This window comes from Micromonospora sp. CNZ286, from assembly GCF_014207755.1.
Genome location: NZ_JACHIZ010000001.1, coordinates 1049423 through 1075468, shown reverse-complemented (window position 1 = coordinate 1075468; position 26046 = coordinate 1049423). Strand labels below are relative to the sequence as shown.

Here is a 26046-nt window from a genome sequence, read left to right as displayed (position 1 = left end):
TCAGTCCCGCGGGAAGTAGCGGTCCATCTCGGCGGTGCGGAACTTCCCCTTCGGGTCGAACTCGCGCAGCAGCGCGGCGAAGTCGGCGTGCCGGGGGTACCCGGCGGCGGGATCGCGCTCGAACAGCTTCCCCCAGTGCGGGCGCGGCGCGAACGGGGCGAGCCGCTCCTCCACCTCGGCCAGCACCGGCGCGACAGCCATCGGGTCACCGATCCAGGTGAAGTGCAGCGCCAGCGAGTCGCGCCGGAAGTTCGGGCTAAGCCACAGCTCGTCGGCGGCGATCGTCCGCAGCTCGCAGATCTGGAGCACGGCGGCGATCCGGTCGGCGACCGGGTCGAGCGCGGCGAGCGCCGCCGACGCGTCGGACCGGGCCACGTGCCACTCCGACTGCAACTCGTCGCCGCTGCTCGGGGTGAAGCCGAGCCGGAAGTGCGGCAGCCGCTCGTGCCACGGCCCCGGCTCACCGAGCTGCGCGGTGCAGTGCTCCGGCGACATGCCGGGCACCGGGTGCCGGGGCGAGTCGGCGGCCACCGTGTCCAGCCAGTCGGCGGGCGGCGGGGCCTGGTCGGCGTACTGCTTGACCCACACCTGGTCGAAGCGCTCCGAGCGCCACGAGGTGAAGACGCTGACGCTGTACGCGGCGTCCAGCGCCTCGTCCAGCGCCGCGCGGGGCAGGCCGAGACGGACGTGCTGGCGCACCGCGTACGTGGGCACCACGTCGAGCGTGAGCCGGGTGACCACGCCCAGCGCGCCCAGGTTGACCACCAGCCCGGCGAACCGCGGGTCACCGCGGTCCACGGTGATCAGGTCGCCGTCGGCGGTGACCAGTTCCAGCGCGGCGACGGCGGCGGCGAGGTTGCGGTTCCGCGCTCCGGACCCGTGGGTGGCGGTGGCGACCGAGCCGGCCACCGAGATGTGCGGCAGCGAGGCGAGATTCGCCAGCGCGTACCCCTGAGCCTGGAGCGCGGTGGCCAGGTCGCCGTAGCGCAGGCCGGCCGCGACGGTGACCGCGCCGCGGTCGGGGTCGAGCGCGACGGTGGGCGGCAGGCCGTCCAGCGCGACCTGGGTGCCGGTGGTGTCGCCGAGCCGGTTGAACGAGTGGCCGGTGCCGACGGCCCGGACCAGGTCGGCCTCCGCGACCAGCCGGCGCAGCTCGTCGGTCGAGGTCGGCCGCGATCGGGTACGCGCCGACCAGCTGACGTTTCCGGCCCAGTTGGTGTCCGTCATGCGCTGCATCATCCGCCATCATGCGGCGGCAGGGTTGCCCCGGCCACTCGGCGGGAATCCTGGCGGGATGAGCAGCTACCGCGACCCGAGCCTCCGCGGCGACGTGTACCCGTCGGAGGAGGAGATCGACCCGACCGGCGTGGACCCCGACGCTGCGGAGATGCCGCCCGCCGCTGTGGGGATGGCGCCCGCCGCTGCGGGGATGCCGCCCGCCGCCGTGGGGGTGACGCCTGCCGCTGTGGGGATGGGGCCTGCCGCGACCGCGCCGGTGCCGGGGCCCACGCCGGAGCCCGAGCCGGACCCGGTGCCTCATCCGGGGCCGCCGCCGCGCCAGGCGTCGGGCCGGTCGATCGTGACCCGGCACCTGGACGGTTCCGTCGAGGTGGTGACCGACCTGGACGGCGACGGCGTGGCCGACGTGGTGCAGGTCGACCTGGACGGCGACGGTGTGCCCGACGTGACGTACCTGGACAGCGACCGCGACGGCCGCCTCGACACCGTCCGCCGCGCCACAGCGAGCTGACCCATCCGCTGCCCCGCCCCGGCTCGGCCCGCCCCGGCTCGTCGATCTTGGAGTTGTGGCGCCCGGATTGTCGCTCAAGCGAGGCTTGTCAGGTGCCACAACTCCAAGATCGACGGGGACGGCCGGGGCGGCGGGGCCGGGCCGCAAAGGGGCGGGCGAGCCCGGGTCAGAGCTGGGGCATCACCTCGGCGGCTACCAGCTCCAGGTGGTCCAGGTCGGTCAGGTCAAGCACCTGGAGGTAGGCGCGCGAGCTGCCCGCCTCGGCGTACCGGCCGAGCGTGTCGACCACCTCGGCGGGCGTGCCGGCGGCGCCGTTGGCGCGCAGCTCGGCCGGGTCGCGCCCGATCGCCTCGGCGCGGCGCTTCACCTCGGCCTCGTTGCGGCCGCAGCAGAGCACGAGCGCGTTGGACCAGGTCATCGTGGACGGGTCGCGGTCGATCTGGGCGCACGCGTCGCGTACCCGCCCGAACTGCGCGACGGTGTCCTCGACCGAGGCGAACGGCAGGTTGAACTCGTCGGCGTACCGGGCGGCCAGGCGGGGTGTGCGCTTCGGTCCCATGCCGCCGAGCAGGATCGGCGGGCGGGGGCGCTGCACCGGCTTGGGCAGCGCGGGCGAGTCGCTGACCGGGTAGTACGTGCCGGGGAAGTCGAACGTGGAGCCCGCCGGGGTGGACCAGAGCCCGGTGATGACGGCGAGCTGTTCCTCCAGCCGGTCGAACCGCTCCCCCAGCGACGGGAACGGGATGCCGTACGCGGTGTGCTCCTCGGCGTACCAGCCGGTGCCGATGCCCAGCTCGACCCGGCCGCCGCTCATCTGGTCGACCTGCGCCACGGTGATCGCCAGCGGGCCCGGCAGCCGGAACGTGGCGGCTGTCATGAGCGTGCCGAGCCGGATCCGGGTGGTGTCGCGGGCCAGCCCGGCGAGCGTGGTCCACGCGTCGGTCGGGCCGGGATCACCGCTCACCGAACCCATCTTGAGGTAGTGGTCGGAGCGGAAGAACGCGGCGAAGCCGGTCTCCTCCGCGCGGCGGGCCACGGCGAGGAGCTGGTCGTATGTGGCCCCCTGCTGGGGCTCGGTGAAGATCCGCAGTTCCATCCCCCGAGCATATGGAGCCCGCCGGGCCGGGGCAGCGCGACCTGTCATTCCTTGCCAGGCATATAACCGGTGAGGCATATTGCGAGGGTGACCGTCGACGCCTTCACCGTGCTGGCCGAGCCCTCCCGGCGCCGCATCCTCGACCGGCTGCGCCGCGCGGAGAGCAGTGTCGGCGAGCTGGTGGACGCGCTGGGCATGAGCCAGCCGGCGGTCTCCAAGCACCTGCGGGTGCTCCGCGACGCCGGCCTGGTCACCTGCCGTACGGCGGCGCAGCGGCGGATCTACCGGGTCGACGTGGCGCCGCTACGCGCAGTCGACGACTGGCTCGGGCCGTACCGGTCGATGTGGACCGCGCATCTCGACGCCCTGGAACGCCATCTCGACAGTCAGGAGTGACAGATGGACCGCGACACGTTCCGTCCCGGCCCGCTCGCCCGGGTGAATCTGGAACCCGCGAACGACAGGTGGGACCTGGTCTTCGTCCGCGCCCTGCGGCACCCGCCGGAGACGGTGTGGGCCGCGCTCACCGACCCGGATCAGCTCGCCGCGTGGGCGCCGTTCCTGGCCGACCGCGACCTGGGCCGCACCGGTGACGCCGTGCTCAGCACCGTCGACGGCGAGCAGGCCCACCCGGCGCCGGCCCAGGTGCTGCGCGCGGACCGGCCGCACCTGCTGGAGTACACCTGGGGCGACGACCTGCTCCGCTGGGAGCTGGCCCCGACCGGCGACGGCACCACGCTCACGCTGCGGCACCGGGTCGACCGGCCCGACCTCGCCCCGATGACTGCTGCCGGCTGGCACCTCTGCCTGGACGTCGCCGCCCATCTGCTCGACGGCGACCCGGTCGGCCCGATCCGGGGCGCGGAGGCGAAGGACTTCGGCTGGGCGGAGCTGCGCGACGCGTACGCCGAACGCCTGAACCGCGGCTGACGACGGTCGTCACGCGGTCCGGCGGCGCAGCCACCCGGCGGCGCCGCCGACCAGCGTCGTCCCGATGGTCGTGCCGATGGCCACCAGCGCCGCCCCGACCGCCCACAGGCCGGTGTCGTCGGTCGAGGCGGCGTGCACCGCCCACGGGACGGTGAACGCCACTGTCATCACCGTTGCCACCAGCCAGATGTTCAGCCACCAGCCGCCTACCGCGGCCAGCGCGCCCAGGGTCAGCACCGCGGCGGCGACCTGCCAGACCGCGTACGGCCCGCTCATGTCGCCGGTCTGCGGGTCCACGGTCCAGCCGGACTCCCAGCTCAGCCACGCCACCCAGGCACCGGCCGTGGCCAGTGCCAGGAGCAGACCGCCGAGCAGCGCACGTCTCGTTGTCACGCATTCGATCCTGCCCGGCCGGCGGGCCGGGCGAATGAGCACGCGTACTCGATTCGCCACCTCGGGACGCATCGAGTGGGCTACGCGTCGGGGATCCGGACGGTGAGCACCCGGGTGAGGACGCGGAAGCCGACGGCGTCGTACATGCGGCGGGCCGGGTTGCCGTCGACCACCGACAGGCCGACTGACGGCAGCCCGACCTCCCGCGCGCCGCGCAACGCGTGCACGAGCAGCGCCCGGCCGAGCCCGCGCCGCTGTGCGCGGGGCGCCACACCCAGGTTGAGGATCCAGACGCAGTCGTCGTCGGTCCACGGCACCGGCCCGGCGCACAGCACGTGCCCGGCGCTGCGGCCGTCCGGGTCGATCAGCCGGGCCGAGGCGGGCACCAGGGGTGGCACCGGCTCGCCGGTGTCGAACATCGCCCGTACCTCGTCGGTGTCGCTCGGCTGCCAGCGGCCGTCCGGGTGGTCCGGGCCGTACGCCGCGTCCAGCCCCGCGGCGAGGTCGTCGTCCCAGCCGGGGGCGCCGAGCGACCAGCCGTCCGGCAGCGCCACCGGTTCGGGTACGCCGGTCAGGTCGTGTCGCATGTCGGTGGCGGCCCGGTCCAGCGTCAGCCCGTCGGCCACCAGTGCCGCCGCCAGCGCCTCGTCCGGCGTCTCCAGCCGGTGCCCGGCGAGGTCGCGCCGCATCTGCGCGACGAGCCGGGTGAGCGGCGCCTCGGGCAGCGGCCGGACGTCGGCCGCGACCGCCGTGCCGTCGTCGTCCCGCAGCCGCATCCGGGCCAGCGGGGTGTCGTCGTCACCGAGCAGCAGCGAGTCGTGGAGGTGTTGTCGTACCGGCATTCGCGGCAGCGTACCGGGCGCGCCCCGCTCCCGCTCCCCGCCGATCTTGGACTTGTGACGCCTGAATCGCCCGTCTCAGCCGCATTCGTTCACGACCACAACTCCAAGATCGACGAGGAGCACCCGCGGGCGGGAGGCGCGGGCCTAGGGTTGGGGGGTGAGCAGGATCGATCGGGGCAGCAGGACGATCGCCGCGCCACCGGCGGCGGTGTACGACGCGCTCGTCGACCGGGCCGCCCTGGAGGCGTGGTTGCCGCCGGACGGGATGCGCGGGCGGATCGAGCGCTGGGATCCACGGCCGGGCGGCGGGTTCCGGATGGTGCTCACCTACCTCGACCCGGCCGGCAGCCCCGGTAAGACGTCGGACGCGACGGACGTGGTCGACGTCGGGTTCGCCGAACTCGTACCGGCGCTCCGGGTGGTGCAGACGGCCGTGTTCCAGGCCGACGACCCGGCGTACGCGGGCACCATGACCATGACCTGGCACCTCGCGGCGACCGGCGACGGCACCGCTGTGACGGTCACCGCCACCGGCGTGCCGCCGGGCATCGACCAGAGGGTGCACGAGGAGGGCATCGCGTCCTCGCTGGCGCACCTGGCCGCGTACCTCGAACCGGGCGCCTGACCACGACGGAGGCCGGGAATGGCGGCGGCTTTTGCGGGTAGCCGCCGGCGGTGACCGGGCAGCGTGCGGGTCGCGGCGGCCGGCGGGGGTCGTCGCGGCGCGCCGGCCTGGACGCGGAACGGTTCGACGAGGCGTGGGAACGCGTGAACGAGCGCGGCCGCGCGGCCGGGCGGGACCGGATGCAGCAGTTGCGGATCAAGTCCGTACTCGCCGTGCAGGCCGGACTTGCGGCGGCGCTGGCCTGGGCCGCCGCGCGCTGGCTCACCGGCATGCCGAGCCCGATCTTCGCCCCGGCCGCGGGCGTGCAGGTGCATGTCGTGCCGTCCGCCGTCGTGCACTGCAGCGCTGCGCTCGGCTAGGGTGCGCCTGTGGCAGTGACGGCAGCGGGCGTCTTCCGGCGTACGCCGCAGGAACGGGCCGACCAGCGACTCGCCTGGGAACGCGCCGACCAGCCGTTCTTCGCCGCCGGGGCCTGCCACATCCTGGCCTGGGTGTGCCGGGACACCTACCCGGATCGGCCGATCGGTCTCGCGGGGTTGCGGTTCGCGGGTCAGAGCCAGGTCTTCCACGTGTACGCGACCTGGGCGGACCGGGCGTTCGACCACGCCGGCTGGAACCCGGAGGCGGATCTGCTCGCGGCCAACCGGGAGTTCGAACGGCGCCCCCTGGAGCGGATCGCGATCGTCGACGATCTCGCCACCTTCTGCCGGGAGCACTTCTCCCGCATGCCACACCAGTACTGGGGTGATCCGCTCCCCCGCGCCCGCGACTACGTGAACCGGCACGCCCCGCCGTGGGACTGACGCCGAACGTCGGTAGGGCCGTCTCCACCCGGCTCGGATCGGTCGGGCGTACCCACATGGACTGACCGCGCCGAGGGCCGGGCCCGCCACGGTCGGGGCAGGCCCGGCTCTCGCACCGGCCCGGAGGGTGCCGGCGTACGACGGTCAGCGCCTGATGGGGCTGGGCGACGGCATCGCACCGCCCGGCGGGCTCGTGCCCTCCGGACCCAGCGGGACGGGTGACGGGACCGCGCTGTCAGGCGGGCTCGTGCCCTCCGGGCCTACCGGGACGGGCGACGGTGCGCCCGGGCGAGTCGGGTCCGCGCCGTCCGGCATCCGCCGGCCGTCCGGGCCGACCGGGACGGGCGACGCCAGGCCCGGCGGGGCCGGAACGGGCTCGGTCCGGTCCGGCTGCGGGGCGCTCGTGCCCGGCTGCGGCGAGATCACCGGGTCGTCGCCGCGGCCGGCGTAGGCAAACGGCGCCCCGATCACCAGCACCGCCAGGATGCCCGCCGCACCTGCCGCCACCGTGTTGCGTCGACGGTTACGCACGCGCCGTTCCGCCCTGGTCAATGAGTCCTGCACAGTCGGTGCCTCCTCGGCGATGTCGGTGAGGGTGGAGCGGAGCAGACCTTCGAACGGATCACTCATCGCCGCATCTCCAGAAGCTCGCTGTCCGGCAGGATCTGACGCAGTCGGGTGACCGCCCGGTGGGTCCGGCTGCGCACCGTCCCGACCGAGCAGCCCAGCAGTTCGGCGACCTGGGCCTCCGGCAGGTCCTCGTAGTAGCGCAGGACCACGACGGTGCGCTGCGCGGGCGGCAACTCCCACAGCGCCGCCCGCAACGCCAGCCGGAGATCCGTACCGCCGGCCGGGTCGGCCACCACCGGCTCCCGCACACCGGCCGGGGACTCCCGGCGACGACGCAACCGCCGCCACCAGCTCACCTGCTCCCGGTACATGACGGCACGGAGGTAGCCCTCCGGGTCGGCGTGCCGGATGCTCCGCCACTTCGGAATGATCTTCGACAGCGCCGACTGGAACAGATCCTCGGCACTGCTGCGGTCACCGGTGAGCAGGTAGGCGACCCGTATCAGCGCCGGGGCACGGCTCGCCACGAACTCGGCCAGCACCGCCCGCTCGTCCTCGTCCACCGCACCACCCTCGTCTCCTCGTTCACCAGTGACAGACGCCGGAAGGCACCGCCGCTATCCCGGGATCGGCGAAACGGTTTCCGCGGGCGTCGGCACCGTCCCCGGTCCAGGCTCGGCCCCGCCTACACTGCGGCGGGTGGACCAGGCCGCACCGCACACCGTCAGCTCGATCGCGTACGACCTGCGCGCGCTCGGCATCGTCCCGGGTGACGTTCTGCTGCTGCACTCGTCGTACCGGAGTCTCGGGTTCGTCGCCGGTGGCACGGAGGCGGTGGTGCGGGCGCTGTTGGCGGCGCTCGGGCCGGAGGGCACCCTCGTCGTGCCGACGCACACCCCGGAGAACACGGACCCGGCCGAGTGGCGGCATCCGCCCGTACCCGAGGCGTGGTGGCCGGTCATCCGCGCGCAGACGCCCGGCTTCGACCCGGCGTGCACGCCGAGCCGGTGGATGGGCGCGGTCGCCGAGACGGTACGCACCTGGCCGGGCGCCCGCCGCAGCGACCACCCGCAGGTGTCCTTCGCCGCGCTCGGCGCGCACGCCGCCGACGTCGTGGAGGGACACCGCCTCGACGACGCGCTGGGCGAGCACTCACCGCTCGGCGCGGTGTACCGGCTCGACGGCAAGGTGCTGCTGCTCGGCTGCGACCACAGCTCCAACACCTCGCTGCACCTCGCGGAGTGGCGGCAGGCGTCGCCGCCGCGGGCGGTGACGGGCTCGGCGGTACGGCTGCCGGACGGCACGAGCCGGTGGACCACGTGGACCGACGTCGTCACCGACGAGGAGGACTTCGACCGGCTGGGCACCGACTTCGAGGCGACAGGCGGCGCGACGACCGGCCAGGTCGCCAGCGCGACGGCACGGCTGATGCGCCAGCGCACCCTGGTCGACTTCGCCACCGCCTGGATGGCCACGAACCGCGCGCACTGACCGCGCCTGCGGCGCGCTGGGCGTTCAGTCCGGCGGCTTGGGGGCGAAGGGGTTACGGCGGGGCTGGCGTAGTTCCCACTCCGCCGGGCAGAGGTGGGTCCACGCGGCTCCCGTCACCGATCGCCGGTCGGGCAGCTCGTCGCCCCAGGCCGGCAGGCGGTTCTCGACCTGCCGGACGTAGCGCTCGTAGACGACAAGCTCCCGGTACTCCGGATCGTGCCGCCAGAGCGCGTACGGCTGCTCGCGCAACCAGTCGCATGCCGCGTCGCCCTCGGCGACCAGATCCGCGGTCGGCGGCAACACCGCCAGCGGCCGACCGTTCTGCCGGTCGCCGTACTGCTTCAGGTACGCCAGGTATCCGTCCTCGTCCCGAGGGTGGGTCACGTGGACGCCGACGACGGTCACCGGCAAGGCGAGCAGCGCGGTCACGGCCAGTGCCGACACCACCCACAGGCGTCTGTTCACGCCGCAACCATAGACTGCGGTGCATCTGCCCGCCGCCCCCTGGCAGCGGCGCGCCACGCCTACGATCTCGCGCATGAACTCGCCGCGCCTGCGCCTTCTCAGCTGCCTCGCCGTTCCGTTGCTGGCAGCCTGCGCCGCCGAACCGTCCGAGATGGTGGCGGAGGTGCCGCCGCCGTACACCTGCTGCGAGGACCTAAACGTCGACAGGCCGTACCAACCGGGCCAGACCCTGACCGTCCACTGGACGGTCGAGTCCCCGGACGAGCCGGGCTCCACCTCCCCGCAGGTCGAGTTGACCGCACGACTGACGGGCCCGTACGGCACTGTGGACGACCTCAAGGCCGCTTCGGCGGTCCCGGGGCTCGTCACCTTCACGGCGACACCGGTCCGGCCGACCGGCACTCCGGGCGAGCGTCCCGCCAGCACGATCGTGATCGGCCCCGACGCCGAGCCGGGCTTCTACGACCTGGTCACCTCAGTGATCGACGGAGGCAACGCCACGTCCAGTGGCAGCAGCATCGTCCGGGTCGTGCCCGAGCAATGAGCGCCGGCTTCCAGGAGCGGGCATCTCCCGAGGCGGCCCCGGCTCGGCGCGGCACCAACCGCAGGCGTGAGTTGGGTAGAGCGCTCCCGACGGGCCCGGCCCTCGCCGTGGTAGAGGTCCGCCCGGTCCTGGAAGCCCATGACCCGGGCGAGTTCATCAGTGGAATGCGCGGGGCCACCCCACTCGGCCAACCCGCGCCGTAGCAGGAACCGCTGATCCGAAGTGAGATCAACCGTTACGACGTCAGCAGCGCTCATGCGCGCGATTGTCACCCGGGCGGTCCATCTGGTTGATGGCCGCCACTGCGTGCGACATGTATCGTCACGCTCCCGCAAGATCGCGAGATGGGATACGACGTGACGGTTCGGGCTCTGCGTGGCGGTCGCTGCGATGCTGCTCACCGCCTCGGCGTGTGGCCGCGCCGACGAGACGCCGGGCACGCCCACCGCCGTGGCGGCGAGCACCGATACGGAGTCACCCACTCCCATGCCCTCGGCGCCGACGGCCACACCGAGCCTCGCGCCCGAGCCCTCGCCGACCCCCCGCCCCTCGCAGACCTCACGGTCCTCGGGGACTCCCCGGTCCTCGACGGCCCCCGCGGCCGCGCCCACGACCAGGAAGGCCACGCAAGTGGCCACCACCAGCAGCAAGGCGGCCTGCACCACCGTCAGAGGTCCGTTGGAGAAGGCCATCGCCGGCCTGATCATCCTGGTCGGGGTCGCCTCCACTTCGACAGTGGAGGCCGAGCTCGTCAACGCCCGGGCGGAGGCGTCCACCCGATTGGTCAACCTCGAGGCGGTGGCGAACAGGGTGGCCGGCGAGCAGACCGACCGCACGCTGCGGAAGAAGTTCCAGGTGCTCACCATGGCCGCAGGCCGGAAGGACGTCGAGGTCCGCTCGATCAAGCCCAAGCTCGAATATGCGGAAGCGATCGTGAAGGTGGCGAGCGACACGGGCGACCTGGAGAGCGCGGTCGACAAGCTCGAGCCGACCTGCGGCAGGTACTGGTAGCTCGGCTGCGCAGGGCGTCTCGCGTGGCAGGGCGGGCGGCATCGAACGCATCCCGCCTTTCGGTACGGTGACGCTTCACGGGTCGCGCCCCAACCGTCGAAGGCCTCGCCGTTCAGGAGGTGACGCGCGTGCGATGGACCAGCCGCATGTTGTGGTGGCCGCTCAGCGTCTGCCTGATGGTGACGCCAGCAGCCTGTACGTCCTCAAGCGGTTCCGGCCAGGGTGAGGCCCGACCACCCGCACCAACTGCATCTCTGGGTACTGACCCGAGCGCGTCCCCGTCAACTGACGGGAGCGCCAGGCAGGAGTCATGCACTGTATCGGTCGATGCGATGCAGGAACCGCCGGCGGGTTATCGGCTCGTGGGAGAGGACGTCGCGGTACCTGACCGGCCGGTGCTCCAAGCAGAGGAATCGGGGCAACCGGACCCGGCAGCCCGGCTGTTCGCCAAATGGGGATTGGTCGTACGCGGCGGCGCAGTGGTCGATCTTCGGGTGGCACCCGGCTGGGAGGACAGGGCGCGTCTCGGATGGGGCTCGTCAGTGGTGCCGGCCGTGCGCGCCCGTGTGCGCGCCTGCGCACCTGTCGACGACCAATCTCAGTGGCTGGCCTTCGTCGGCGGCACGTGGGTTGCGCGGGCGACCTGCCTACCGCTCACAATTCGGTCGCGGGGGCAGACGGCGCAAGTACAGCTAGGTATCGGTGTCCCGTGCGACGGAACCGACCCGCCAAGTTCCTAGGAAGGCTCGCCAGGAACTTCGCTATCTCCTCGTCGCAGTCGTAGACCGGCCTCAGTGCGGACTGAGAGCGTCGGACCGGACCTCGACGCGATGCGTGCGGGTCGCCACCAGCATGGCCGACCAGGGAAAACGGGTGGTGGGGCGGGCGGGGTTCGAACCCGCGACCGAGGGATTATGAGATCAAGTTGCGTTCTCGACCCGCCTGCGGATACCGGGCTCTAGCAGCGGAAACGGCTCTCGACATCTCACACCACTTCCTCGCCTTCCGTCACCCTCTTGCGGACTGGATGCGGACCGTGCGAGAGCGGTTGCGTCCACGGGAGTGGTGTACGACTTGCCCGTGATGGGCGTGTTGCGTAGATGAGAGACGGCCATCGCGTCGATCCTTCAAGACGACCAAGTCAGAGAAGGAGAAGAGGACGCGATGGCCGCTTCAGAGAGTGTGAACCCTGTTGACCTGCTGCGCGAGCAGATCGAGGGCGCGTCGTCGGACGTGTTGCAAGCGATGATCAAGACGTTCGTGCAGGCGGTGATGTCCGCCGAGGCCGACGCGATCTGCGGCGCCGGGTACGGGCAGCGCAGCGATGAGCGGGTCAACTCGCGCAACGGTTACCGGCCTCGGGAATGGGACACCCGCGCCGGCACGATCGACCTGGCGATCCCGAAGCTGCGACACGGCAGCTACTTCCCGGAGTGGTTGCTGACCCACCGGCGTCGGGCCGAGCAGGCCCTGGTCTCGGTCGTGGCCACGAGCTATCTGCTGGGGGTGTCGACTCGGCGGGTGGAGAAGCTGGTCGAGCAGCTCGGGATCCGGCAGCTGTCCAAGTCGCAGGTCTCGGAGATGGCCGCGCATCTGGACGCGCAGGTGGAGGCGTTCCGCAACCGACCCTTGGACGCCGCCCACTACACGTTTGTGTGGATGGACGCCCTGACGATGAAGGTCCGCGAGCACGGCCGGACCGTCAACGTCCACGCCCTGATCGCGGTTGGGGTCAACGCCGACGGCGGCCGTGAAGTGCTGGGCCTGGACGTGGCCTCCGACGAGGACGGCGCCGGCTGGTTGGCGTTCCTGCGCAGCCTGACCGCCCGAGGCCTGTCCGGTGTCCGCCTGGTCATCTCCGACGCCCACGCCGGCCTCGTGGCCGCGATCGGGGCGGCTTTGCCGGGAGCTTCGTGGCAGCGGTGCAGGACCCACTATCTGCGCAACCTGCTGACGAAGGTGCCCAAGTCGGCGCAGCCGTGGATCGCCACCCTGGTCCGCACGATCTTCGACCAGCCCGACGCCGACGCTGTCCGCGCCCAGTTCGACCGGGTCGTGACCACGATCGAAGCGAAGTTCCCGGCCGCGGCCGAGCACCTCGACGCCGCCCGCGACGACCTCCTGGCGTTCACCGGCTTCCCCCGCGAGATCTGGCGCCAGATCTGGTCGAACAACCCACAGGAGCGGCTCAACAAGGAAATCCGCCGTCGCACCGACGTCGTCGGGATCTTCCCGAACCGGGCGGCGATCATCCGCCTCGTCGGCGCCGTCCTGGCCGAGCAGACCGACGAGTGGACCGAAGGACGCCGCTACATGGGCCTCGAACTACTCGCTAAAGCCCGCCTGATCACCATCGACACAGACCAACACGCCACCGACCAGACCGACCCGACCTCGATCGCCGCATAACATCAGACCGGATCACGCGATGGCCGTCTCTTACACCACCAGCGCGGACGCGACCGCGAGAGCCGCCGGTTCCGCAATAGGTGCACTCCGGATCTCTGCCGTCTGAGGGCCACTGGTAAACGACCTCATCGCCGGTCTCTCGCGCCAAGCGTTCAGCGAGAATTCGGCCGTTGGCACGCCAACGCGCCTGATCTTCGTCGGTCGAGGGCTCCGGTTTGTCGCTCGGTCCACGCCATGCGGCGTGTTGGTGTTGGTCTTGCCAGCTCGCCCAGGCCTGCAGGTCGGCAGCCAGCTCGGCGGAGATCTGTAGGTGCTCGGGGCCAACGGAGGCACACACCTCTCTCGGCGACCGACCATGCACCGGGGGCAGCGTGACCCGGGTCCAGACCGGGAAGGCGCCGTAGTCGGTGTCGATGTCGAGCCGGCGCACCCTATCGGGCTGGCCGTGAGGGCAGTGGCGTGAATGAAGCCGGAACTCCTTCATGGGCTTTGACTCAACACGCTGGCAGGGCTGAACGCCAGACGGCACAAGGGCCTTCAGGCTAGAAGAAGATCGCGGATGGCTGGTCGGGTGGTTGCGCACCTGGTCAGCGCGTCCGTCGTTGTCGGATGGCGTCGGCGTCAGCCGGTGGTCTTGGCTGTACGACTGGCTGTACAGCCGCACGGTTTAGGAAGTGTGGACACGGGCGGAAGTCGCTCGGCAATGACCTGGCTTGGCCTGCGTCGCCACGCTGCCTGTCACGCCCAGGATCTGACCGCCGTTGACCGTCGTCGCCCACCTCAACGGGCACGCAACGGGCACGGCGAGACCGCAGCGATTGCGCTCGCATCGTCAGTTTGGAAGAGCGTGCTCAAGCGGTCGTGATGCCCGAAACGCCTGTGGGCGGCGGTCGTCCCGGTCGCCTCTCGTGCCCGCTCGTGCCCGCTGTGCGCCACGGATACTGGCCCACGGATGGCCCATGCCGACCTTCGATTAGAAGAAGATCACGGATGGCTGATCGTCTGGCGATCGCATGGTTCACTATCGCGCATGACGTGGCGAAGGACCGGGCTGGTGCTGGCGGCGGATCGCCTCGACCGGGCGGCGGGTCGTGCTGCTGCGGACTCAGTGCGGACCGAGGGCGTCGGACCGGACCTCGACGCGATCGGTCCGCACCGCCGGCAGCAGGGCTGAACAGGGAAAACAACTGGTGGGGCGGGCGGGGTTCGAACCCGCGACCGAGGGATTATGAGTCCCCTGCTCTAACCGGCTGAGCTACCGCCCCGTGACCGCGCCGGATCGTAACCCGCCGATCGCTGCGCGGACCACCACCTACCGGGCGGAAACACGGCCGCGACAGCACGATGGGCAACGCGAGGATAACAACGCGCTACCCGCCGATGGCTCACCCGCGCCGCAACTCCGCGAGGACCGCGCCGACCGTACGCCACCCGCTGGCGAGCGCCCCCTGGATGGACGGGCTGTCCCGGTGGTCTCCGGCCACGTACAGGCCGTCGCCGAGCGCCACCGGCTTGCGCAGCCGGCCCTGTGGCGGCGGTGCGGCGGGGAGCGCCTCCGGCACGGTGACTGTGGTGAGGTGGGTCCAGTCGGCGGTGGAGCGGCCGTAGAGGCGGTCCAGTTCGCGCCGGATCACCGGTTCGGGTGGGGCCTGCGGGCCGACCACCGAGGTGGCGACGAGGTGCTGGCCGTCGGGTGCGTACGTGGGTGCGGCCCGGCTCACCACCACCGTGTTGGCGACGAGTTCGCGCCGGTCGCCGTCGAGCAGCAGGATCGGCTCGTCCAGTGGCGCCGTGCCGGTGCGGTGGTAGTAGGTGGTGTACGCGTGCATGCGTACCCTCGGCAGCCCTGGCAGCAGCGTGGCCGCCGCCGGCGGGTCGGCGGCGACCACGACGGCGCGGGCGGTGATCTCGCCGGACGGGGTGCGGACCCGGCCGGGCGCGACCTCGGTGACCGGGGTGTTCAGCTCGATCAGCTCGGCGGGCAGCGGCGCGGCGAGCGCCTTCGGCAGCGCCTGCATCCCGTCCGCAGGCAGGCCGATCCGGCCGCGGGCGAAGGAGCGCATGACGACCGCGAGGACGTGGCTGGAGGTGGCCAGCTCGCGGTCGAGCAGCACGCCGGACAGGAACGGCCGGAGCAGTTCTTCGATGATCGCGTCGGAGAGCCCGGCCCGGCGTAGCGCCTTCTCGGCGCTGGTCTCGGGTGTGTCGAGGAGCCGCCCGACCGGCACCGTGGCATAGCCGGCGGCGAGCGTGGCGAACCGCAACCGATCGGTCAGCGATCCGATGCCCGCGGTGAGCGTGCCGGGTGCGCCGGTGGGTTCGCGCAGCGGGTTGACCAGGCGTTCCAGCCGGTCGCCGCGGCGCACCAGCACGCCGGAGGTGAACCAGCCCATCGTGAGAGTGCCGACGTCGACCAGTCCGGTGAGCCGCGGGTAGGCGGTGTTGAGCACCTGGAAGCCCCGGTCGAGCAGGAACCCGTCGACGCGGTCGGTGGCGACCCGCCCGCCGAGCCGGTCGCCCGCCTCCAGCAGCCGCCACGGCACGCCGGCGCGGTGCAGCCGCCGGGCGGCGGCGAGACCGGCCAGGCCGCCGCCGACGATCACCACGTCCGTGTCAGGCACGGTCCACCCCCGCCCCGGCCCGGTCGCCCTCGCGGTGCGACCGCGACAAGCGGCCCGGCCACCAGACCTTCGGCCCGATGTCGTACGCGAGCGCGGGCACCAGCAGCGAGCGGACCACGATGGTGTCCAGCAGTACGCCGACAGCGACCGCCACGCCCAGCTCGACGAGCACCACGAGCGGCAGGACGGCGAGCGCGGAGAACGTGGCGGCGAGCACGATGCCGGCGGAGGTGATCACGCCGCCGGTGACGGCCAGCCCGGCGAGCACACCGGCGCGGGTGCCGCGGCGCACCGACTCCTCACGGACCCGGCTCATCAGGAAGATGTTGTAGTCGATGCCGAGCGCGACCAGGAACACGAACGCGAACAGCGGGAACGACTGGTCGACGCCGGGGAAGTCGAAGACGTACCGGAACAGCAGCGCGCACAGGCCCAGCGTGGCCAGGAACGACAGCACCACGGTGGCGATCAGCAGCACCGGGGCGACCAGGGCGCGCAGCAGCAGCGCCAGGATGACCGCGATGACCAGCAGCACCACCGGGATGATCACGTCGCGGTCGCGTACCGAGGCGTCGGCGGTGTCCACGTTGATCGCGGTGAAGCCGCCGACCACGGCGTCGGCGCCGGGTACCCGGTGCACCGCCTCGCGCAGGTCGCGGATGGTGCGTTCGGCGCCGTTGCTGTCCGGCGGGTCGGCGAGCGTGACGTTGAGCTGCACCCGCCCGTCGACCACCTTGGGGGGCGCGTTCGGGTCGGGCGGCGCGTTCTCGCCCCGCTCGCCGAGCGGCAGCACCGAGGCGACTCCCGGTACGCCCTGCGCCACCTGGGCGACCTGCCGGGCGGTGCCCTGGGTGGTGAAGATGGTGGCGGGGCTGCCGGTGCCGGCCGGGAAGTGCCTGTCGATGACCTCCTGCCCGGCCACCGAGTCGGTGCGCTGGGTGAACAGCTGGGACTGGCCGAGCGTGGTGGCGCCGAGCTGGGTCACCCCGATCGCGAGGGCGGCGAGCACCACGGCGGTGACGCCCCAGACGGTACGCGCACGGCGCGCCACGAAGCCGGCGATCCGCCCCCAGATGCCGTGCTCGGTGCGCGGGTCGGCCTGGTCGTAGCGGGGTCGCCGGGGCCAGAACGCCCACCGGCCGCCGAGGACCAGCAGCGCGGGCAGGAAGGTGAGCATGACCAGCAGCGTGGCGGCGATGCCGACGGCACTGACCGGGCCGAGCGCGCGGTTGGAGTTGAGGCTGGACAGCAGCAGGCAGAGCAGGCTCACGATGACTGTGGCGCCGGAGGCGATGATGGCCGGGGCGGCGCCCTTCCAGGCGGTCCGCATGGCGTCCCACGGGCGCTCGTGCCGGTGCAGTTCCTCCCGGTAGCGGGCGATGAGCAGCAGCGCGTAGTCGGTGCCGGCGCCGAAGACGAGCACGGTGAGGATGCCCTGTGCCTGCCCGTTGAGCTTGACGATGTCGTGGTCGGCGAGCAGGTAGACGAAGACGGCGGCGAGCGAGTACGACATCCCGGCGGCCAGCAGCGGGAAGATCCAGAGGACCGGGCTGCGGTAGACGACGAGCAGGATGACCAGCACCACTGTCAGCGTGACCAGGAGCAGCGGCCCGTCGATCGCGCCGAACACCTCGATCAGGTCGCCGAGCAGCCCTGCGGGTCCGGCCACGTCGACGGTGAGCCCGTCGCGGTCCGGGCCGGCGATGTCGCGCAGGCGTTCCACAACGGACCGGATCTGTTCGCCCTCGGAGCTGTCGATCGGCACGATCACCTGGGCGGCCTGCTCGTCCTGGCTGACGACCGGTGGCGGCAGCGGACCGACCACGCCCGGCACCTCGGCGAAGCGGGCCGCGTCGGCCCGGATGCGCTGCTGGTCGGCGGGGGTGAGGCCGCCGGGTCGTTCGTAGACCACGAGTGCCGGGGTGGTCTCCCGGTCGACGAATCCGGCGGCCAGGTCCTGCGCCCGGGTGGCCTCGGCGTCGGCCGGGAGGAAGGAGGCGTTGTCGTTGGTGGAGACCTCGCCGAGCTTGCCGGAGTAGGGGCCGGCGATGCCGCCGACGATCAGCCAGCCGAGCACCACCGCCACCGCGATCAGCGTCGCGGTCCAGCGGCTGCGTCCTGCGGCCATCTCCACCGTCCTCGAATCGACGCATCAATCGACGCAGCGGGAGTCTAAGTCGACGCCGACCATCCTGCCGGGCGAACGAGGACTCGGGGGCGGAAACCGGGCAGCCAGGCACGCGAAGGGGGCCAGCGACGACTAACGCCCGCCGGCGATGCCGACGGGCGTGACGTGGAGCGAAGCTCCCCCGATTGGACTCGAACCAATAACCTGCCGGTTAACAGCCGGCTGCTCTGCCAATTGAGCTACAGGGGACCGTGCACCGCTCGGTTCGGATCTCTCCGCTCCGTGCGACGGGGACAAGAGTACAGGACATCGGGGGGTGGTGCGCCAGGGGGTTACCGGAGGAGGACCGGACCGGCTGACGCGCCAGGATTACGGACAAATCGTCATCTCGGCACAGGGAGGCATGAGCGGAGAGCAGGATGGGTAGTTAGCCGTCGACAGAGAAGCAGGCGCGAGACGGTCATTCCGCCGAGCTGGCGGAAACCGGCGAGAGCGTCAGGTACGGAAGGAGCCGCCATGCGCGGAAAGATCATGTTTCTTGGCGGGCTGGCTGCGGGATTCGTCCTGGGCGCCCGTGCCGGCCGGGAGAAGTACGAGGAGCTGGTGGTCCGCGGGCGCAAGGTGCTCGACCACCCGACCGTCCAGGAGGCGGCCGGGGTCGCGCAGGCCCAGGCGACCCGGCTCTACTCGGAGGGCAAGGACAAGCTGGGGCACACCAAGCTCGGTGAGAAGCTCGCCACCAACGGCGGCAAGCCGGGCATGACCGACGCCGACAAGCCGTTCGCCGGCACGCCGGCCGCGGTCGGCAGCCGCAGCGCCAACGGGACGGGCTCGACCAGCGCGTCCGGCTCGACCACCACCGGCACGAGCACCAAGCCGTCCAGCACCGGCAACACGCTCTGACACCAGCGGACAGCGGGCCGGTCACCTCCGGGTGACCGGCCCGCTCCCGTGTGCGCGGGCGGCGATGTGGCACATTCTCCGTGGGGAGGTGACCAGATGCCGATGGTCGGACCGGAGACGGCGGATCAGGCGCGACTGCTGCGCCTGCTGCGCGACGACGGCCCACGCTCCCGGGTCGAGCTGGCCGACCTCCTCGGCCTGCCCCGGGCCCGGTTCGCCGCCGAGGTCGACCGGCTGACCACGCTCGGCCTGGTGGAGACCGCCGGGCCGGCCGCGTCCCGGGGCGGACGCCGCTCGTCGCTGCTGCGCATCGGCGCGCAGGTCCGGTTCGGCGCGGTGCTCGTCGGCGACGGCCTCCTGCGGGTCGCGCTCACCGACGGCGAACTGAACCCGCTCGCCCGGCACGACGAGCCGGTGGACGTCCGGCTCGGCCCGGACGTGGTGGTCGGGCGCATCGTCGAACTGCTCGGCAAACTGCGTGTCGAGGCGGGACTGTCGTCGCTCACCGGCGTCGGCGTCGCGCTGCCCGCGCCGGTCGAGGTCCGCGACGGCACGCCGGTGTCCGCGCCGGCCCTGCCCGGCTGGCACCGCTTCCCGGTACGCGACACGCTCGCCGCCGAGCTGGGCTGCCCGGTGCAGGTCGACAACGACGCCAACGCGATGGCCCTCGGCGAACGGCACGCCGGCACCGGCCGCCCGTTCGACGACTTCCTCTACGTCAAGCTGGGCGAGGCGATCGGCTGCGGGCTGGTGCTCGCCGGCGCGCTCTACCGGGGTGCGGCCAGCGGGGCCGGCGACATCGGCCACTTCCAGCTCACCGAGGACGGGCCGCTCTGCGGCTGCGGCAACAACGGGTGCGTCGAGGCGTACTGCGGGGATGTCGCACTGGTGCGCGAGGCGGTGAGCGCCGCGCGGGCCGGGCGCTCGACGGCGCTGGCGGACCGGCTGGCCGCGGCCGGGACGCTGTCGGTGGCCGACGTGGCGGCGGCGGCCACCGAGGGCGACCCGGCGGCGCAGACGCTGGTGCGCGACGCCGCCCGCCGGCTCGGGCGGGTGCTGGTCGGGCTGGTCAGCTTCGTCAACCCGGCCATCGTGATCATCGGCGGCGCACCCGGCGGGATCGGTCCGGTGCTGCTCGCGGAGATCCGGGGCGTCGTCTACCGGCGCTCCACGCCGCTGGCCACCGGCAGCATGCCGATCGTCCTGTCCGACCTCGGCGACACCGCCGGCCTGGTCGGGGCGGCGCGCCTGGTCAGCGACCAGGTCTACGCCGCCCGCTGACCGGTCAGTCGCGGCTGCTGCTGAAGGCGGCGTCGAAGGCCGCGGACGGGGCGTCGAACGCCAGGCGGCGGACGAACTGGAGCGCCTCCGGCGCGCCGACCAGGCGGTCCATGCCGGCGTCCTCCCACTCGATCGAGATCGGGCCGTCGTAGCCGATCGCGTTGAGCGCCCGGAAGCAGTCCTCCCACGGCACGTCGCCGTGGCCGGTGGAGACGAAGTCCCAGCCGCGCCGCAGGTCGGCCCAGGGCAGGTGGGAGGAGAGCCGGCCGCGCCGCCCGTCGCCGGTACGGACCTTCGCGTCCTTGCAGTCGACGTGGTAGATCCGGTCGGCGAAGTCGAAGATGAAGTTCACCGGGTCCAGGTCCTGCCAGACGAAGTGCGACGGATCCCAGTTGAGCCCGAACGCCTCCCGGTGCCCGATCGCCTCCAGCGTGCGCTTCGTCGTCCAGTAGTCGTAGGCGATCTCGCTGGGGTGCACCTCGTGCGCGAACCGCACCCCCACCTCGTCGAAGACGTCGAGGATCGGGTTCCACCTGTCGGCGAAGTCCTGGTAGCCGCGCTCGATCACGGCCGGCGGCACCGGCGGGAACATCGCCACCGTGTGCCAGATGGACGAGCCGGTGAAGCCGACGACTGTGTTCACGCCGAGCTTCGCCGCCGCCCGCGCGGTGTCCTTGATCTCCTCGGCGGCCCGCTGCCGCACCCCCTCCGGCTCGCCGTCGCCCCAGATCCGGGCCGGCAGGATGTCCTGGTGCCGCTCGTCGATCGGGTGGTCGCAGACGGCCTGCCCGACCAGGTGGTTGGAGACGGCGAACACCTGGAGGTTGTGCTTGGCGAGGGTGGCCCGCTTGCGCTCCACGTACGAGTCGTCGGCGAGCGCCTTGTCCACCTCGAAGTGGTCGCCCCAGCAGGCGATCTCCAGCCCGTCGTAGCCCCACTCGGCGGCGAGCCGGCAGACCTCGTCGAACGGCAGATCGGCCCACTGGCCGGTGAAGAGCGTGATGGGTCGCGCCATTGTCCTTCTCCCCTGTGGTGATGGGGGATTCCGTCGCGGACCGGGGCGAGGACGACCGGAGGCGGCGGCGCGTGGGAACCGGTGGACGCCGGAGCGTCTGCTCCCGGACGGGTTGCGCCTCCCGCCGGGTCACCGGCCACCTCGCGGTCGCCGCCTCCACTCTATGGCCTCCGTCAGGGCAGGGTCCAGCGCTGGTTCGCCGCACCGGTGCACGTCCACAGGTGCACCGCCGTGCCGTCGGCCGAGTTGTTGCCGGACACGTCCAGGCACTTGCCCGACTGCGGGTTACGCACCGTGCCGTCCGCCTGCGCCGACCAGTTCTGCGCCCCGGTGCCGTTGCACGTGTAGAGCTGGATCTTCGTGCCGTCCGCACTGCCGCCGCCCGACACGTCCAGGCACTTGCCGAGCGCCTTCACCGGCCCGTTCGGCGTCACCGTCCACGACTGCGCCGACGAGCCGTTGCAGGTGTAGAGCTGGATCTGGGTGCCGTCGGCCGACGATCCGCTCCGCACGTCCAGGCACTTGCCGGCCAGGCCCTTGATCGGGCCGGCACCGCCGGTGCCGGTCGAGCGGACCAGCGTGAAGTCGTCGACGTCGAACAGCCCGGAGCCGCTGCCGGTGAACGTCAGGTGGACCGTCTGCGTACCGGACGGCACGCCTGTGAGCGCGGTGCTCACGTCGGCGAACGTGGTCCAGCTACCGGTGTTCGGCACCGCCACCTGGCCGAGCACCGGACCGCTCGGCGAGCCGGTCCGCACCTGGAGTGTGCCGCCCGGGCCACCGGACACCACCCGGGCGCGCAGCGACGTCACACCGGTCAGGTCCAGACCCGGGTACGCGGCCCAGTCGCCCGGGTCCACGTACCCCAGGGTCTGGCCGCCGTTGGCGCCGGCCTTGGGGTACGCGCTGACGCCGCTCGCCGAACCGAACGCCTCGGCCTGGACGGTGGTGTTGCCGGTCGGCGGCGGCGTGCCGCCGAGTTCCTTGATCCGGATGTTGCGGAACGACACGTCGTCGCCGGTGCCGTGGTTCTGGATGCCGACGTGCCCGGCGAGCGACCGCACCGGGTCGGTGTTCGTGAAGTCGTTGATCCGCACGCCGTTGAGGAAGACCTGGAGCCGCTCGGACTCGACCAGGATCTCGTAGGTGTTCCACTCCCCCGCCGGGTTGAGCGCCGCGTCCCGGGCCGCCAGGTCGGCGGACTTGAAACCGTAGATCGCGCCGGTGGTCCGGTCGGCCGCGTCGGTGGGGTCGATCTGGATCTCGTAGCCGTTGTTCACCGCCGAGTTCGGGTCGCTCGACGGCGGGAAGCCGACGAACACGCCCGAGTTGTCGTCACCGGCCAGCCGCCAGTCCAGCTTCAGCGAGTAGTTGGTGAACTGCTTGGCGCTGTACCAGTAGAGACCCATGCCGCCGACCGAGGTGAGCGTGGCGTCGGCATTGGTGAAGCTGCCCGGCCCGGCCTGCGACCAGCCGGTGGTGCCGCCGTTGTAGAGCGCGGTGTAGCCGGTCTCCGGCCGGCAGTCGGCCTTCGTGCGCCCGGCGGCGTAGCGGATGCCGCCGAGCAGGTGCGCCCGGAACGCCGCGTCGGCGTAGGACGCCTGGGTGTGGCCGCCGCCGGTGTAGAAGGACCGGCCGCCGCTGTACGTCTTGCACCAGGCGTGCGGGTGGTCGCCGCCCATCGAGCCGCCGGAGTACGTGGACTCGTCCAGGCTGGCCAGCACGTGCGCGGTGGAGCGGGCGTTGGTGCGGTAGTCGTACCACTCGTCGGTGCGGTTCCACCGCTGCGGCAGGTGCGCGGTGGCGGCGTGCGCCCGGTCCTCCACCTTCACCGTGGCCGGCTGGATGGCCGGGTGGGAGGCGAACCAGGCGCCGACGAGGTTGCCGTAGAACGGCCAGTCGTACTCGGTGTCGGCGGCGGAGTGCACGCCGACGTACCCGCCGCCGGCGCCGATGTACGCCTCGAACGCCGACTGCTGGGTGGCGTTGAGGACGTCCCCCGTGGTGTTGAGGAAGATCACCGCCTCGAAGCGGGCCAGGTTGGCGGTGGTGAACTGGGCGGCGTCCTCGGTCGCGGTGACGGTGAAGTTGTTCGCCGCGCCCAGTTCCCGTACGGCCTGCGTGCCGACCGCGATGGAGTCGTGGCGGAAGCCGGCGGTCTTGGAGAAAACGAGCACGTCGTAGGGGGCGTCGGCGGCGGCCGCCGGGCCCGCGGGGACGGTGCAGGCGATGGTGGCGAGGACGGCGGTCACCGCCCCCAGTGCGGTACGCACGAGTTTCATCTGGTTCTCCTTCATCCTCACGGCAGGGTCCAGCGCTGGTTCGCCGCGCCGGTGCAGGTCCACAGATGCACCGCCGTGCCGTCGGCCGAGTTGTTGCCGGACACGTCCAGGCACTTGCCCGACTGCGGGTTACGTACCGTCCCGTCGGCCTGCGCGGACCAGTTCTGCGCCCCGGTGCCGTTGCACGTGTAGAGCTGGATCTTCGTGCCGTCCGCGCTGGCCCCGCCGGATACGTCCAGGCACTTGCCGAGCGCCTTCACGGTGCCGTTCGGCGTCACGGTCCACGACTGCGCCGTCGTGCCGTTGCAGGTGTAGAGCTGGATCTGGGTGCCGTCGGCGGTGGCGGCGTTGCGCACGTCCAGGCACTTCCCGGCCAGGCCCTTCACCGGGCCGGTACGGACCGCCGACGTGGTGAGCGTGAACGCGTCCAGGTCGTAGAGCGCCCCGGTGCCACCGGCGAACGTCAGGTAGAGCGTGGTGGTGCCGGCCGGCGGATTGGCGATCGCGCCGGTGACTGTGGTGAACGTGTCCCAGGCGCCGGTGACCGGGACGGTGGCCGAGCCGAGCACGGTGCCGGTGGCCGAGCCGGCCCGCACCTGGAGCGTGCCGCCGGCGCCGGCGGACGACACCCGGGCGGTGAACCCGGTGGCGTCGGCGAGCAGGTACGGCTGGAACGCGATCCAGTCCCCGTTGTGGATGTCGCCGACGGTCTTGCCGCCCTCGGCGGTGGCCTTGTCGAACGTGTTGATCCCGGACGAGGTCTTGAAGTGCTCGGCCTGCCGGTGCCGGGGCTGGAGCGTGTGCTGGGTGTGCGTGGTGAGGCCGCCGGAGTCGGTGTACTCGGCGTCGAAGACGGCGAAGATGTTCGCCGCGTCGTCGTGCTCACCGTCGACGGGTACGGCGATCGAGCCGGTGCAGCCGGTCGCCGAGGTGATCTGGTGGCCGTGCTGGTCGTGGCCGAGCACGTAGGTCATCTTGACCTTCGTGCAGTCGATCGTGGCGTCCTCCGGGTCGGTGACGGTGATCCGGAACGGCACGGTGTCGCCGAAGGAGAACAGCTTGCCGTTGCCGGGCGTCTCGATGACGACTGTCGGCGCGGTGTTGCCCACTGTGATCGTCACGCTCGCGGTGCCGGTGGCGCCCTGCGGGTCGCGCACGGTGAGGGTGGCGGTGTACCTGCCGTTGGTGGTGTAGGTGTGCGAGGGGTTCGCGGCGGTCGAGGTGCCGCCGTCGCCGAACGTCCAGGCGTACGTCAGCGCGCCGCCCTCCGGGTCGGACGAGCCGGCCGAGGAGAAGGCCACAGTCAGCGGCGCGGCGCCGGAGGTCCGGTCGGCCGCGGCGCGGGCCACCGGGGCGCGGTTGGCGCCGCCCAGGTAGTCGAAGCGGTACAGCGCCGAGTTGGCGTCGCCGTTGAAGTAGCCGGTGCCGTAGTCGAGCACGTAGTACGCGCCGTCCGGGCCGAACGCCGAGTCCATCACCTGCTTGCCGGTCCACGGGAAGCTGTCGATGGTGCCGGGTGAGCCGTCCGCGCCGACGTGGATCGGCTTGATCCAGCCCCGGCCGAACTCGGTGGCGAAGAACTGCCCGTCGAAGGACTGCGGGAACTTCGTGGTGGACGGGTTCGCCGCGTCGTACCGGTAGACCGGGCCGCCCATCGGCGACTCTGAGCCGCCGCCGAACTCGGGCGGGCTGCCGGCGTCACCGGCGTAGCGGATCCAGGACGGCTTCGCCGCCGGCAGCGTGGCCAGGCCGGTGTTGCGGAACGAGTTGTTCGTCGGCCCGCCGGTGCAGTTGAACTTCGGGCCGGCGGTGCCGGCGGCGAAGTCCCACTCGGCGTACGTCTCGGTGGCGGTGTTGGTGCCGGTGCAGTACGGCCAGCCGTAGTTGCCGGGCCCTGTCACCCGGTTGAACTCGACCTGCCCGGACGGGCCGCGGGCCGTGGTGGTGCCGGCGTCCGGCCCGTAGTCGCCCACGTAGACGATGCCGGTGGCCTTGTCGACGCTGATCCGGAACGGGTTGCGGAAGCCCATCGCGTAGATCTCCGGGCGGGTCCGCGCGGTGCCGGGCGCGAAGAGGTTGCCGGCCGGGATCGAGTAGGTGCCGTTGGCGTTCACCTTGATCCGCAGGATCTTGCCCCGCAGGTCGTTGGTGTTGCCGGCGCTGCGCTGCGCGTCGTACCCGGGGTTGCGGTTGGTGCGCTCGTCGATCGGCGCATAGCCGGCCGAGTCGAACGGGTTGGTGTCGTCGCCGGTGGACAGGTAGAGGTTGCCCGCGGCGTCGAAGTCGATGTCGCCGCCGACGTGGCAGCACAGCCCCCGGTCGGCCGGTACGTCGAGCACGTCGACCTTGCTGGCCTGGTTGAGCGTGAAGTCGGCGTTGAGGGTGAACCGGGAGAGCCGGTTGACGCCCTGCCAGGCGGAGAAGTCGGTGCCGGTGGCGGGCGCGTCGCCGGCCGGGGTGGACAGCGGCGGCGCGTAGTAGAGGTAGATGTGCCGGTTGGAGGCGAAGCCGGGGTCGACGCCGACGCCCTGGAGCCCCTCCTCGTCGTGGGTGTAGACAGGCAGCGTGCCGATGACCGTGGTGGCGCCGGCCGCGTCGGTGCGGCGCAGCGTGCCGTTGCGGGCGGTGTGCAGGACCGACCGGTCGGGCAGCACCGCGAGCGACATCGGTTCGCCGGTCTCGGCGACACCGCGGGCGAGTTCGACCTGCTGGAAGTCGCTCGCCGGGATCGGGTGGGCGGACGCCGGGACGGACGCCGCGGCCACTGTGACGGTGCCGGCGGTGGCCGCGAGCAGCAGCGCTGCGGCAGCGGCGAACGGTCGTCGGGCACGGGGGTGGTGGTGGCTGGACATGCTGTGCTGTCCCTTCCTGACGCGCGCAGCCAGGA

General features: G+C 72.2%; 25 protein-coding genes and 2 tRNA genes. 13 read left to right on the top strand and 14 right to left on the bottom strand.

Features of this window, described 5'->3' with window-relative positions:
* Positions 1 to 1227 carry an FAD-binding protein gene (locus FHX31_RS05150; RefSeq protein ID WP_363801345.1) on the bottom strand — a complete coding sequence of 409 codons (1227 nt, stop codon included), beginning with the start codon at positions 1225 to 1227 and terminating at the stop codon, positions 1 to 3.
* A 67-nt stretch (positions 1228 to 1294) separates the two neighbouring features.
* Between FHX31_RS05150 and FHX31_RS05145 the strand changes: the two genes are divergently transcribed.
* Positions 1295 to 1750 carry a hypothetical protein gene (locus FHX31_RS05145; RefSeq protein WP_013475591.1) on the top strand — a complete coding sequence of 152 codons (456 nt, stop codon included), beginning with the start codon at positions 1295 to 1297 and terminating at the stop codon, positions 1748 to 1750.
* Between the two features lie 166 nt (positions 1751 to 1916).
* Here FHX31_RS05145 and FHX31_RS05140 read toward each other — a convergent pair whose 3' ends face one another.
* Entirely contained in the window at positions 1917 to 2846 is a 930-nt protein-coding gene (locus tag FHX31_RS05140; protein WP_013475590.1) for an LLM class F420-dependent oxidoreductase, read from the bottom strand.
* An 87-nt stretch (positions 2847 to 2933) separates the two neighbouring features.
* On the opposite strand from FHX31_RS05140, the gene FHX31_RS05135 reads away from it, so the two are divergent.
* On the top strand, positions 2934 to 3242 hold the full coding sequence (locus FHX31_RS05135) for an ArsR/SmtB family transcription factor (protein ID WP_013475589.1): 309 nt from the start codon (positions 2934 to 2936) through the stop codon (positions 3240 to 3242).
* Positions 3243 to 3245: 3 nt separating this feature from the next.
* Complete coding sequence (locus tag FHX31_RS05130) at positions 3246 to 3776, top strand: SRPBCC family protein (protein WP_013475588.1); 531 nt, start codon at positions 3246 to 3248, stop codon at positions 3774 to 3776.
* A 9-nt stretch (positions 3777 to 3785) separates the two neighbouring features.
* On the opposite strand, the gene FHX31_RS05125 is transcribed toward FHX31_RS05130, so the two are convergent.
* Entirely contained in the window at positions 3786 to 4169 is a 384-nt protein-coding gene (locus FHX31_RS05125) for a hypothetical protein (RefSeq protein ID WP_184975284.1), read from the bottom strand.
* 80 nt (positions 4170 to 4249) lie between these two features.
* Positions 4250 to 5011, bottom strand: a complete 762-nt coding sequence (locus tag FHX31_RS05120; RefSeq protein ID WP_184975281.1) for a GNAT family N-acetyltransferase — start codon at positions 5009 to 5011, stop codon at positions 4250 to 4252.
* A gap of 157 nt (positions 5012 to 5168) precedes the next feature.
* On the opposite strand from FHX31_RS05120, the gene FHX31_RS05115 reads away from it, so the two are divergent.
* Genes FHX31_RS05115 through FHX31_RS05105 form a run of 3 tightly spaced genes read left to right on the top strand, consistent with a single transcriptional unit; the run spans position 5169 to position 6439 of the window.
* On the top strand, positions 5169 to 5636 hold the full coding sequence (locus FHX31_RS05115; protein ID WP_184975278.1) for an SRPBCC family protein: 468 nt from the start codon (positions 5169 to 5171) through the stop codon (positions 5634 to 5636).
* A gap of 50 nt (positions 5637 to 5686) precedes the next feature.
* Positions 5687 to 5995, top strand: coding sequence for a hypothetical protein (locus FHX31_RS05110; RefSeq protein ID WP_184975275.1), 309 nt, complete (start codon positions 5687 to 5689; stop codon positions 5993 to 5995).
* A gap of 9 nt (positions 5996 to 6004) precedes the next feature.
* The gene (locus FHX31_RS05105; protein ID WP_184975272.1) at positions 6005 to 6439 is read left to right on the top strand and encodes a hypothetical protein; all 435 of its coding nucleotides are present in this window, start codon (positions 6005 to 6007) and stop codon (positions 6437 to 6439) included.
* 144 nt (positions 6440 to 6583) lie between these two features.
* On the opposite strand, the gene FHX31_RS05100 is transcribed toward FHX31_RS05105, so the two are convergent.
* Both FHX31_RS05100 and FHX31_RS05095 read right to left on the bottom strand, forming a co-directional pair.
* Positions 6584 to 7069 carry a hypothetical protein gene (locus FHX31_RS05100; protein WP_013475584.1) on the bottom strand — a complete coding sequence of 162 codons (486 nt, stop codon included), beginning with the start codon at positions 7067 to 7069 and terminating at the stop codon, positions 6584 to 6586.
* Positions 7066 to 7572: a SigE family RNA polymerase sigma factor gene (locus FHX31_RS05095; protein ID WP_013475583.1), complete on the bottom strand. Its 507-nt coding sequence runs from the start codon at positions 7570 to 7572 to the stop codon at positions 7066 to 7068. The genes FHX31_RS05100 and FHX31_RS05095 overlap by 4 nt, the downstream gene beginning before the upstream one ends.
* A gap of 136 nt (positions 7573 to 7708) precedes the next feature.
* Between FHX31_RS05095 and FHX31_RS05090 the strand changes: the two genes are divergently transcribed.
* Positions 7709 to 8500 (top strand): AAC(3) family N-acetyltransferase, encoded by a 792-nt coding sequence (locus FHX31_RS05090; protein ID WP_184975269.1) that lies wholly within the window; start codon positions 7709 to 7711, stop codon positions 8498 to 8500.
* Positions 8501 to 8524: 24 nt separating this feature from the next.
* Here FHX31_RS05090 and FHX31_RS05085 read toward each other — a convergent pair whose 3' ends face one another.
* The gene (locus FHX31_RS05085) at positions 8525 to 8965 is read right to left on the bottom strand and encodes a DUF732 domain-containing protein (RefSeq protein WP_225319569.1); all 441 of its coding nucleotides are present in this window, start codon (positions 8963 to 8965) and stop codon (positions 8525 to 8527) included.
* A gap of 73 nt (positions 8966 to 9038) precedes the next feature.
* On the opposite strand from FHX31_RS05085, the gene FHX31_RS05080 reads away from it, so the two are divergent.
* From FHX31_RS05080 to FHX31_RS05065, 4 genes are all read left to right on the top strand, one after another.
* A complete protein-coding gene (locus FHX31_RS05080) occupies positions 9039 to 9509 on the top strand; it encodes a hypothetical protein (RefSeq protein WP_236619223.1) in 471 nt (156 codons plus the stop codon).
* A 630-nt stretch (positions 9510 to 10139) separates the two neighbouring features.
* Positions 10140 to 10520 carry a hypothetical protein gene (locus FHX31_RS32525; protein ID WP_402882421.1) on the top strand — a complete coding sequence of 127 codons (381 nt, stop codon included), beginning with the start codon at positions 10140 to 10142 and terminating at the stop codon, positions 10518 to 10520.
* Between the two features lie 1164 nt (positions 10521 to 11684).
* A complete protein-coding gene (locus tag FHX31_RS05070; RefSeq protein ID WP_013284934.1) occupies positions 11685 to 12929 on the top strand; it encodes an IS256 family transposase in 1245 nt (414 codons plus the stop codon).
* A gap of 1030 nt (positions 12930 to 13959) precedes the next feature.
* Positions 13960 to 14103, top strand: a complete 144-nt coding sequence (locus tag FHX31_RS05065) for a hypothetical protein (RefSeq protein ID WP_176739781.1) — start codon at positions 13960 to 13962, stop codon at positions 14101 to 14103.
* 14 nt (positions 14104 to 14117) lie between these two features.
* Here FHX31_RS05065 and FHX31_RS05060 read toward each other — a convergent pair.
* The 4 genes from FHX31_RS05060 to FHX31_RS05045 form a co-directional block, all read right to left on the bottom strand.
* Positions 14118 to 14194: transfer RNA gene (locus FHX31_RS05060), tRNA-Ile, on the bottom strand.
* A gap of 120 nt (positions 14195 to 14314) precedes the next feature.
* Entirely contained in the window at positions 14315 to 15550 is a 1236-nt protein-coding gene (locus FHX31_RS05055; protein WP_123110329.1) for an FAD-dependent oxidoreductase, read from the bottom strand.
* Complete coding sequence (locus FHX31_RS05050) at positions 15543 to 17678, bottom strand: MMPL family transporter (protein ID WP_013475577.1); 2136 nt, start codon at positions 17676 to 17678, stop codon at positions 15543 to 15545. Before FHX31_RS05050 ends, FHX31_RS05055 begins: the two co-directional genes overlap by 8 nt.
* A gap of 176 nt (positions 17679 to 17854) precedes the next feature.
* Positions 17855 to 17927 (bottom strand) — tRNA-Asn (locus FHX31_RS05045).
* A 267-nt stretch (positions 17928 to 18194) separates the two neighbouring features.
* Here FHX31_RS05045 and FHX31_RS05040 point away from each other — a divergent pair.
* On the top strand, positions 18195 to 18581 hold the full coding sequence (locus FHX31_RS05040; RefSeq protein ID WP_013475576.1) for a hypothetical protein: 387 nt from the start codon (positions 18195 to 18197) through the stop codon (positions 18579 to 18581).
* A 96-nt stretch (positions 18582 to 18677) separates the two neighbouring features.
* Positions 18678 to 19862 carry an ROK family transcriptional regulator gene (locus FHX31_RS05035; RefSeq protein WP_013287897.1) on the top strand — a complete coding sequence of 395 codons (1185 nt, stop codon included), beginning with the start codon at positions 18678 to 18680 and terminating at the stop codon, positions 19860 to 19862.
* A 4-nt stretch (positions 19863 to 19866) separates the two neighbouring features.
* Here the strand turns inward: FHX31_RS05035 and FHX31_RS05030 are convergent, their stop codons facing one another.
* The 3 genes from FHX31_RS05030 to FHX31_RS05020 all read right to left on the bottom strand — a co-directional run bounded on the left by FHX31_RS05030 (position 19867) and on the right by FHX31_RS05020 (position 26011).
* The gene (locus FHX31_RS05030; protein WP_184975266.1) at positions 19867 to 20877 is read right to left on the bottom strand and encodes a sugar phosphate isomerase/epimerase family protein; all 1011 of its coding nucleotides are present in this window, start codon (positions 20875 to 20877) and stop codon (positions 19867 to 19869) included.
* A gap of 173 nt (positions 20878 to 21050) precedes the next feature.
* Positions 21051 to 23159 carry a ThuA domain-containing protein gene (locus FHX31_RS05025; RefSeq protein ID WP_184975264.1) on the bottom strand — a complete coding sequence of 703 codons (2109 nt, stop codon included), beginning with the start codon at positions 23157 to 23159 and terminating at the stop codon, positions 21051 to 21053.
* Positions 23160 to 23176: 17 nt separating this feature from the next.
* The gene (locus FHX31_RS05020) at positions 23177 to 26011 is read right to left on the bottom strand and encodes an RICIN domain-containing protein (RefSeq protein WP_184975261.1); all 2835 of its coding nucleotides are present in this window, start codon (positions 26009 to 26011) and stop codon (positions 23177 to 23179) included.
* Positions 26012 to 26046: the final 35 nt, after the last annotated feature.

Excerpts from the sequence above, each read along its gene's own strand:
- FHX31_RS05020 (WP_184975261.1), bottom strand. The coding sequence starts at position 26,011 with ATGTCCAGCCACCACCACCCCCGTGCCCGACGACCGTTCGCCGCTGCC.
- FHX31_RS05030 (WP_184975266.1), bottom strand. The coding sequence starts at position 20,877 with ATGGCGCGACCCATCACGCTCTTCACCGGCCAGTGGGCCGATCTGCCG.
- FHX31_RS05150 (WP_363801345.1), bottom strand. The coding sequence starts at position 1,227 with ATGACGGACACCAACTGGGCCGGAAACGTCAGCTGGTCGGCGCGTACC.
- FHX31_RS05065 (WP_176739781.1), top strand. The coding sequence starts at position 13,960 with ATGACGTGGCGAAGGACCGGGCTGGTGCTGGCGGCGGATCGCCTCGAC.
- FHX31_RS05035 (WP_013287897.1), top strand. The coding sequence starts at position 18,678 with ATGCCGATGGTCGGACCGGAGACGGCGGATCAGGCGCGACTGCTGCGC.
- FHX31_RS05130 (WP_013475588.1), top strand. The coding sequence starts at position 3,246 with ATGGACCGCGACACGTTCCGTCCCGGCCCGCTCGCCCGGGTGAATCTG.
- FHX31_RS05120 (WP_184975281.1), bottom strand. The coding sequence starts at position 5,011 with ATGCCGGTACGACAACACCTCCACGACTCGCTGCTGCTCGGTGACGAC.
- FHX31_RS05100 (WP_013475584.1), bottom strand. The coding sequence starts at position 7,069 with ATGAGTGATCCGTTCGAAGGTCTGCTCCGCTCCACCCTCACCGACATC.
- FHX31_RS05025 (WP_184975264.1), bottom strand. The coding sequence starts at position 23,159 with ATGAAACTCGTGCGTACCGCACTGGGGGCGGTGACCGCCGTCCTCGCC.
- FHX31_RS05050 (WP_013475577.1), bottom strand. The coding sequence starts at position 17,678 with ATGGCCGCAGGACGCAGCCGCTGGACCGCGACGCTGATCGCGGTGGCG.
- FHX31_RS05040 (WP_013475576.1), top strand. The coding sequence starts at position 18,195 with ATGCGCGGAAAGATCATGTTTCTTGGCGGGCTGGCTGCGGGATTCGTC.
- FHX31_RS05070 (WP_013284934.1), top strand. The coding sequence starts at position 11,685 with ATGGCCGCTTCAGAGAGTGTGAACCCTGTTGACCTGCTGCGCGAGCAG.
- FHX31_RS05140 (WP_013475590.1), bottom strand. The coding sequence starts at position 2,846 with ATGGAACTGCGGATCTTCACCGAGCCCCAGCAGGGGGCCACATACGAC.
- FHX31_RS05145 (WP_013475591.1), top strand. The coding sequence starts at position 1,295 with ATGAGCAGCTACCGCGACCCGAGCCTCCGCGGCGACGTGTACCCGTCG.
- FHX31_RS05080 (WP_236619223.1), top strand. The coding sequence starts at position 9,039 with ATGAACTCGCCGCGCCTGCGCCTTCTCAGCTGCCTCGCCGTTCCGTTG.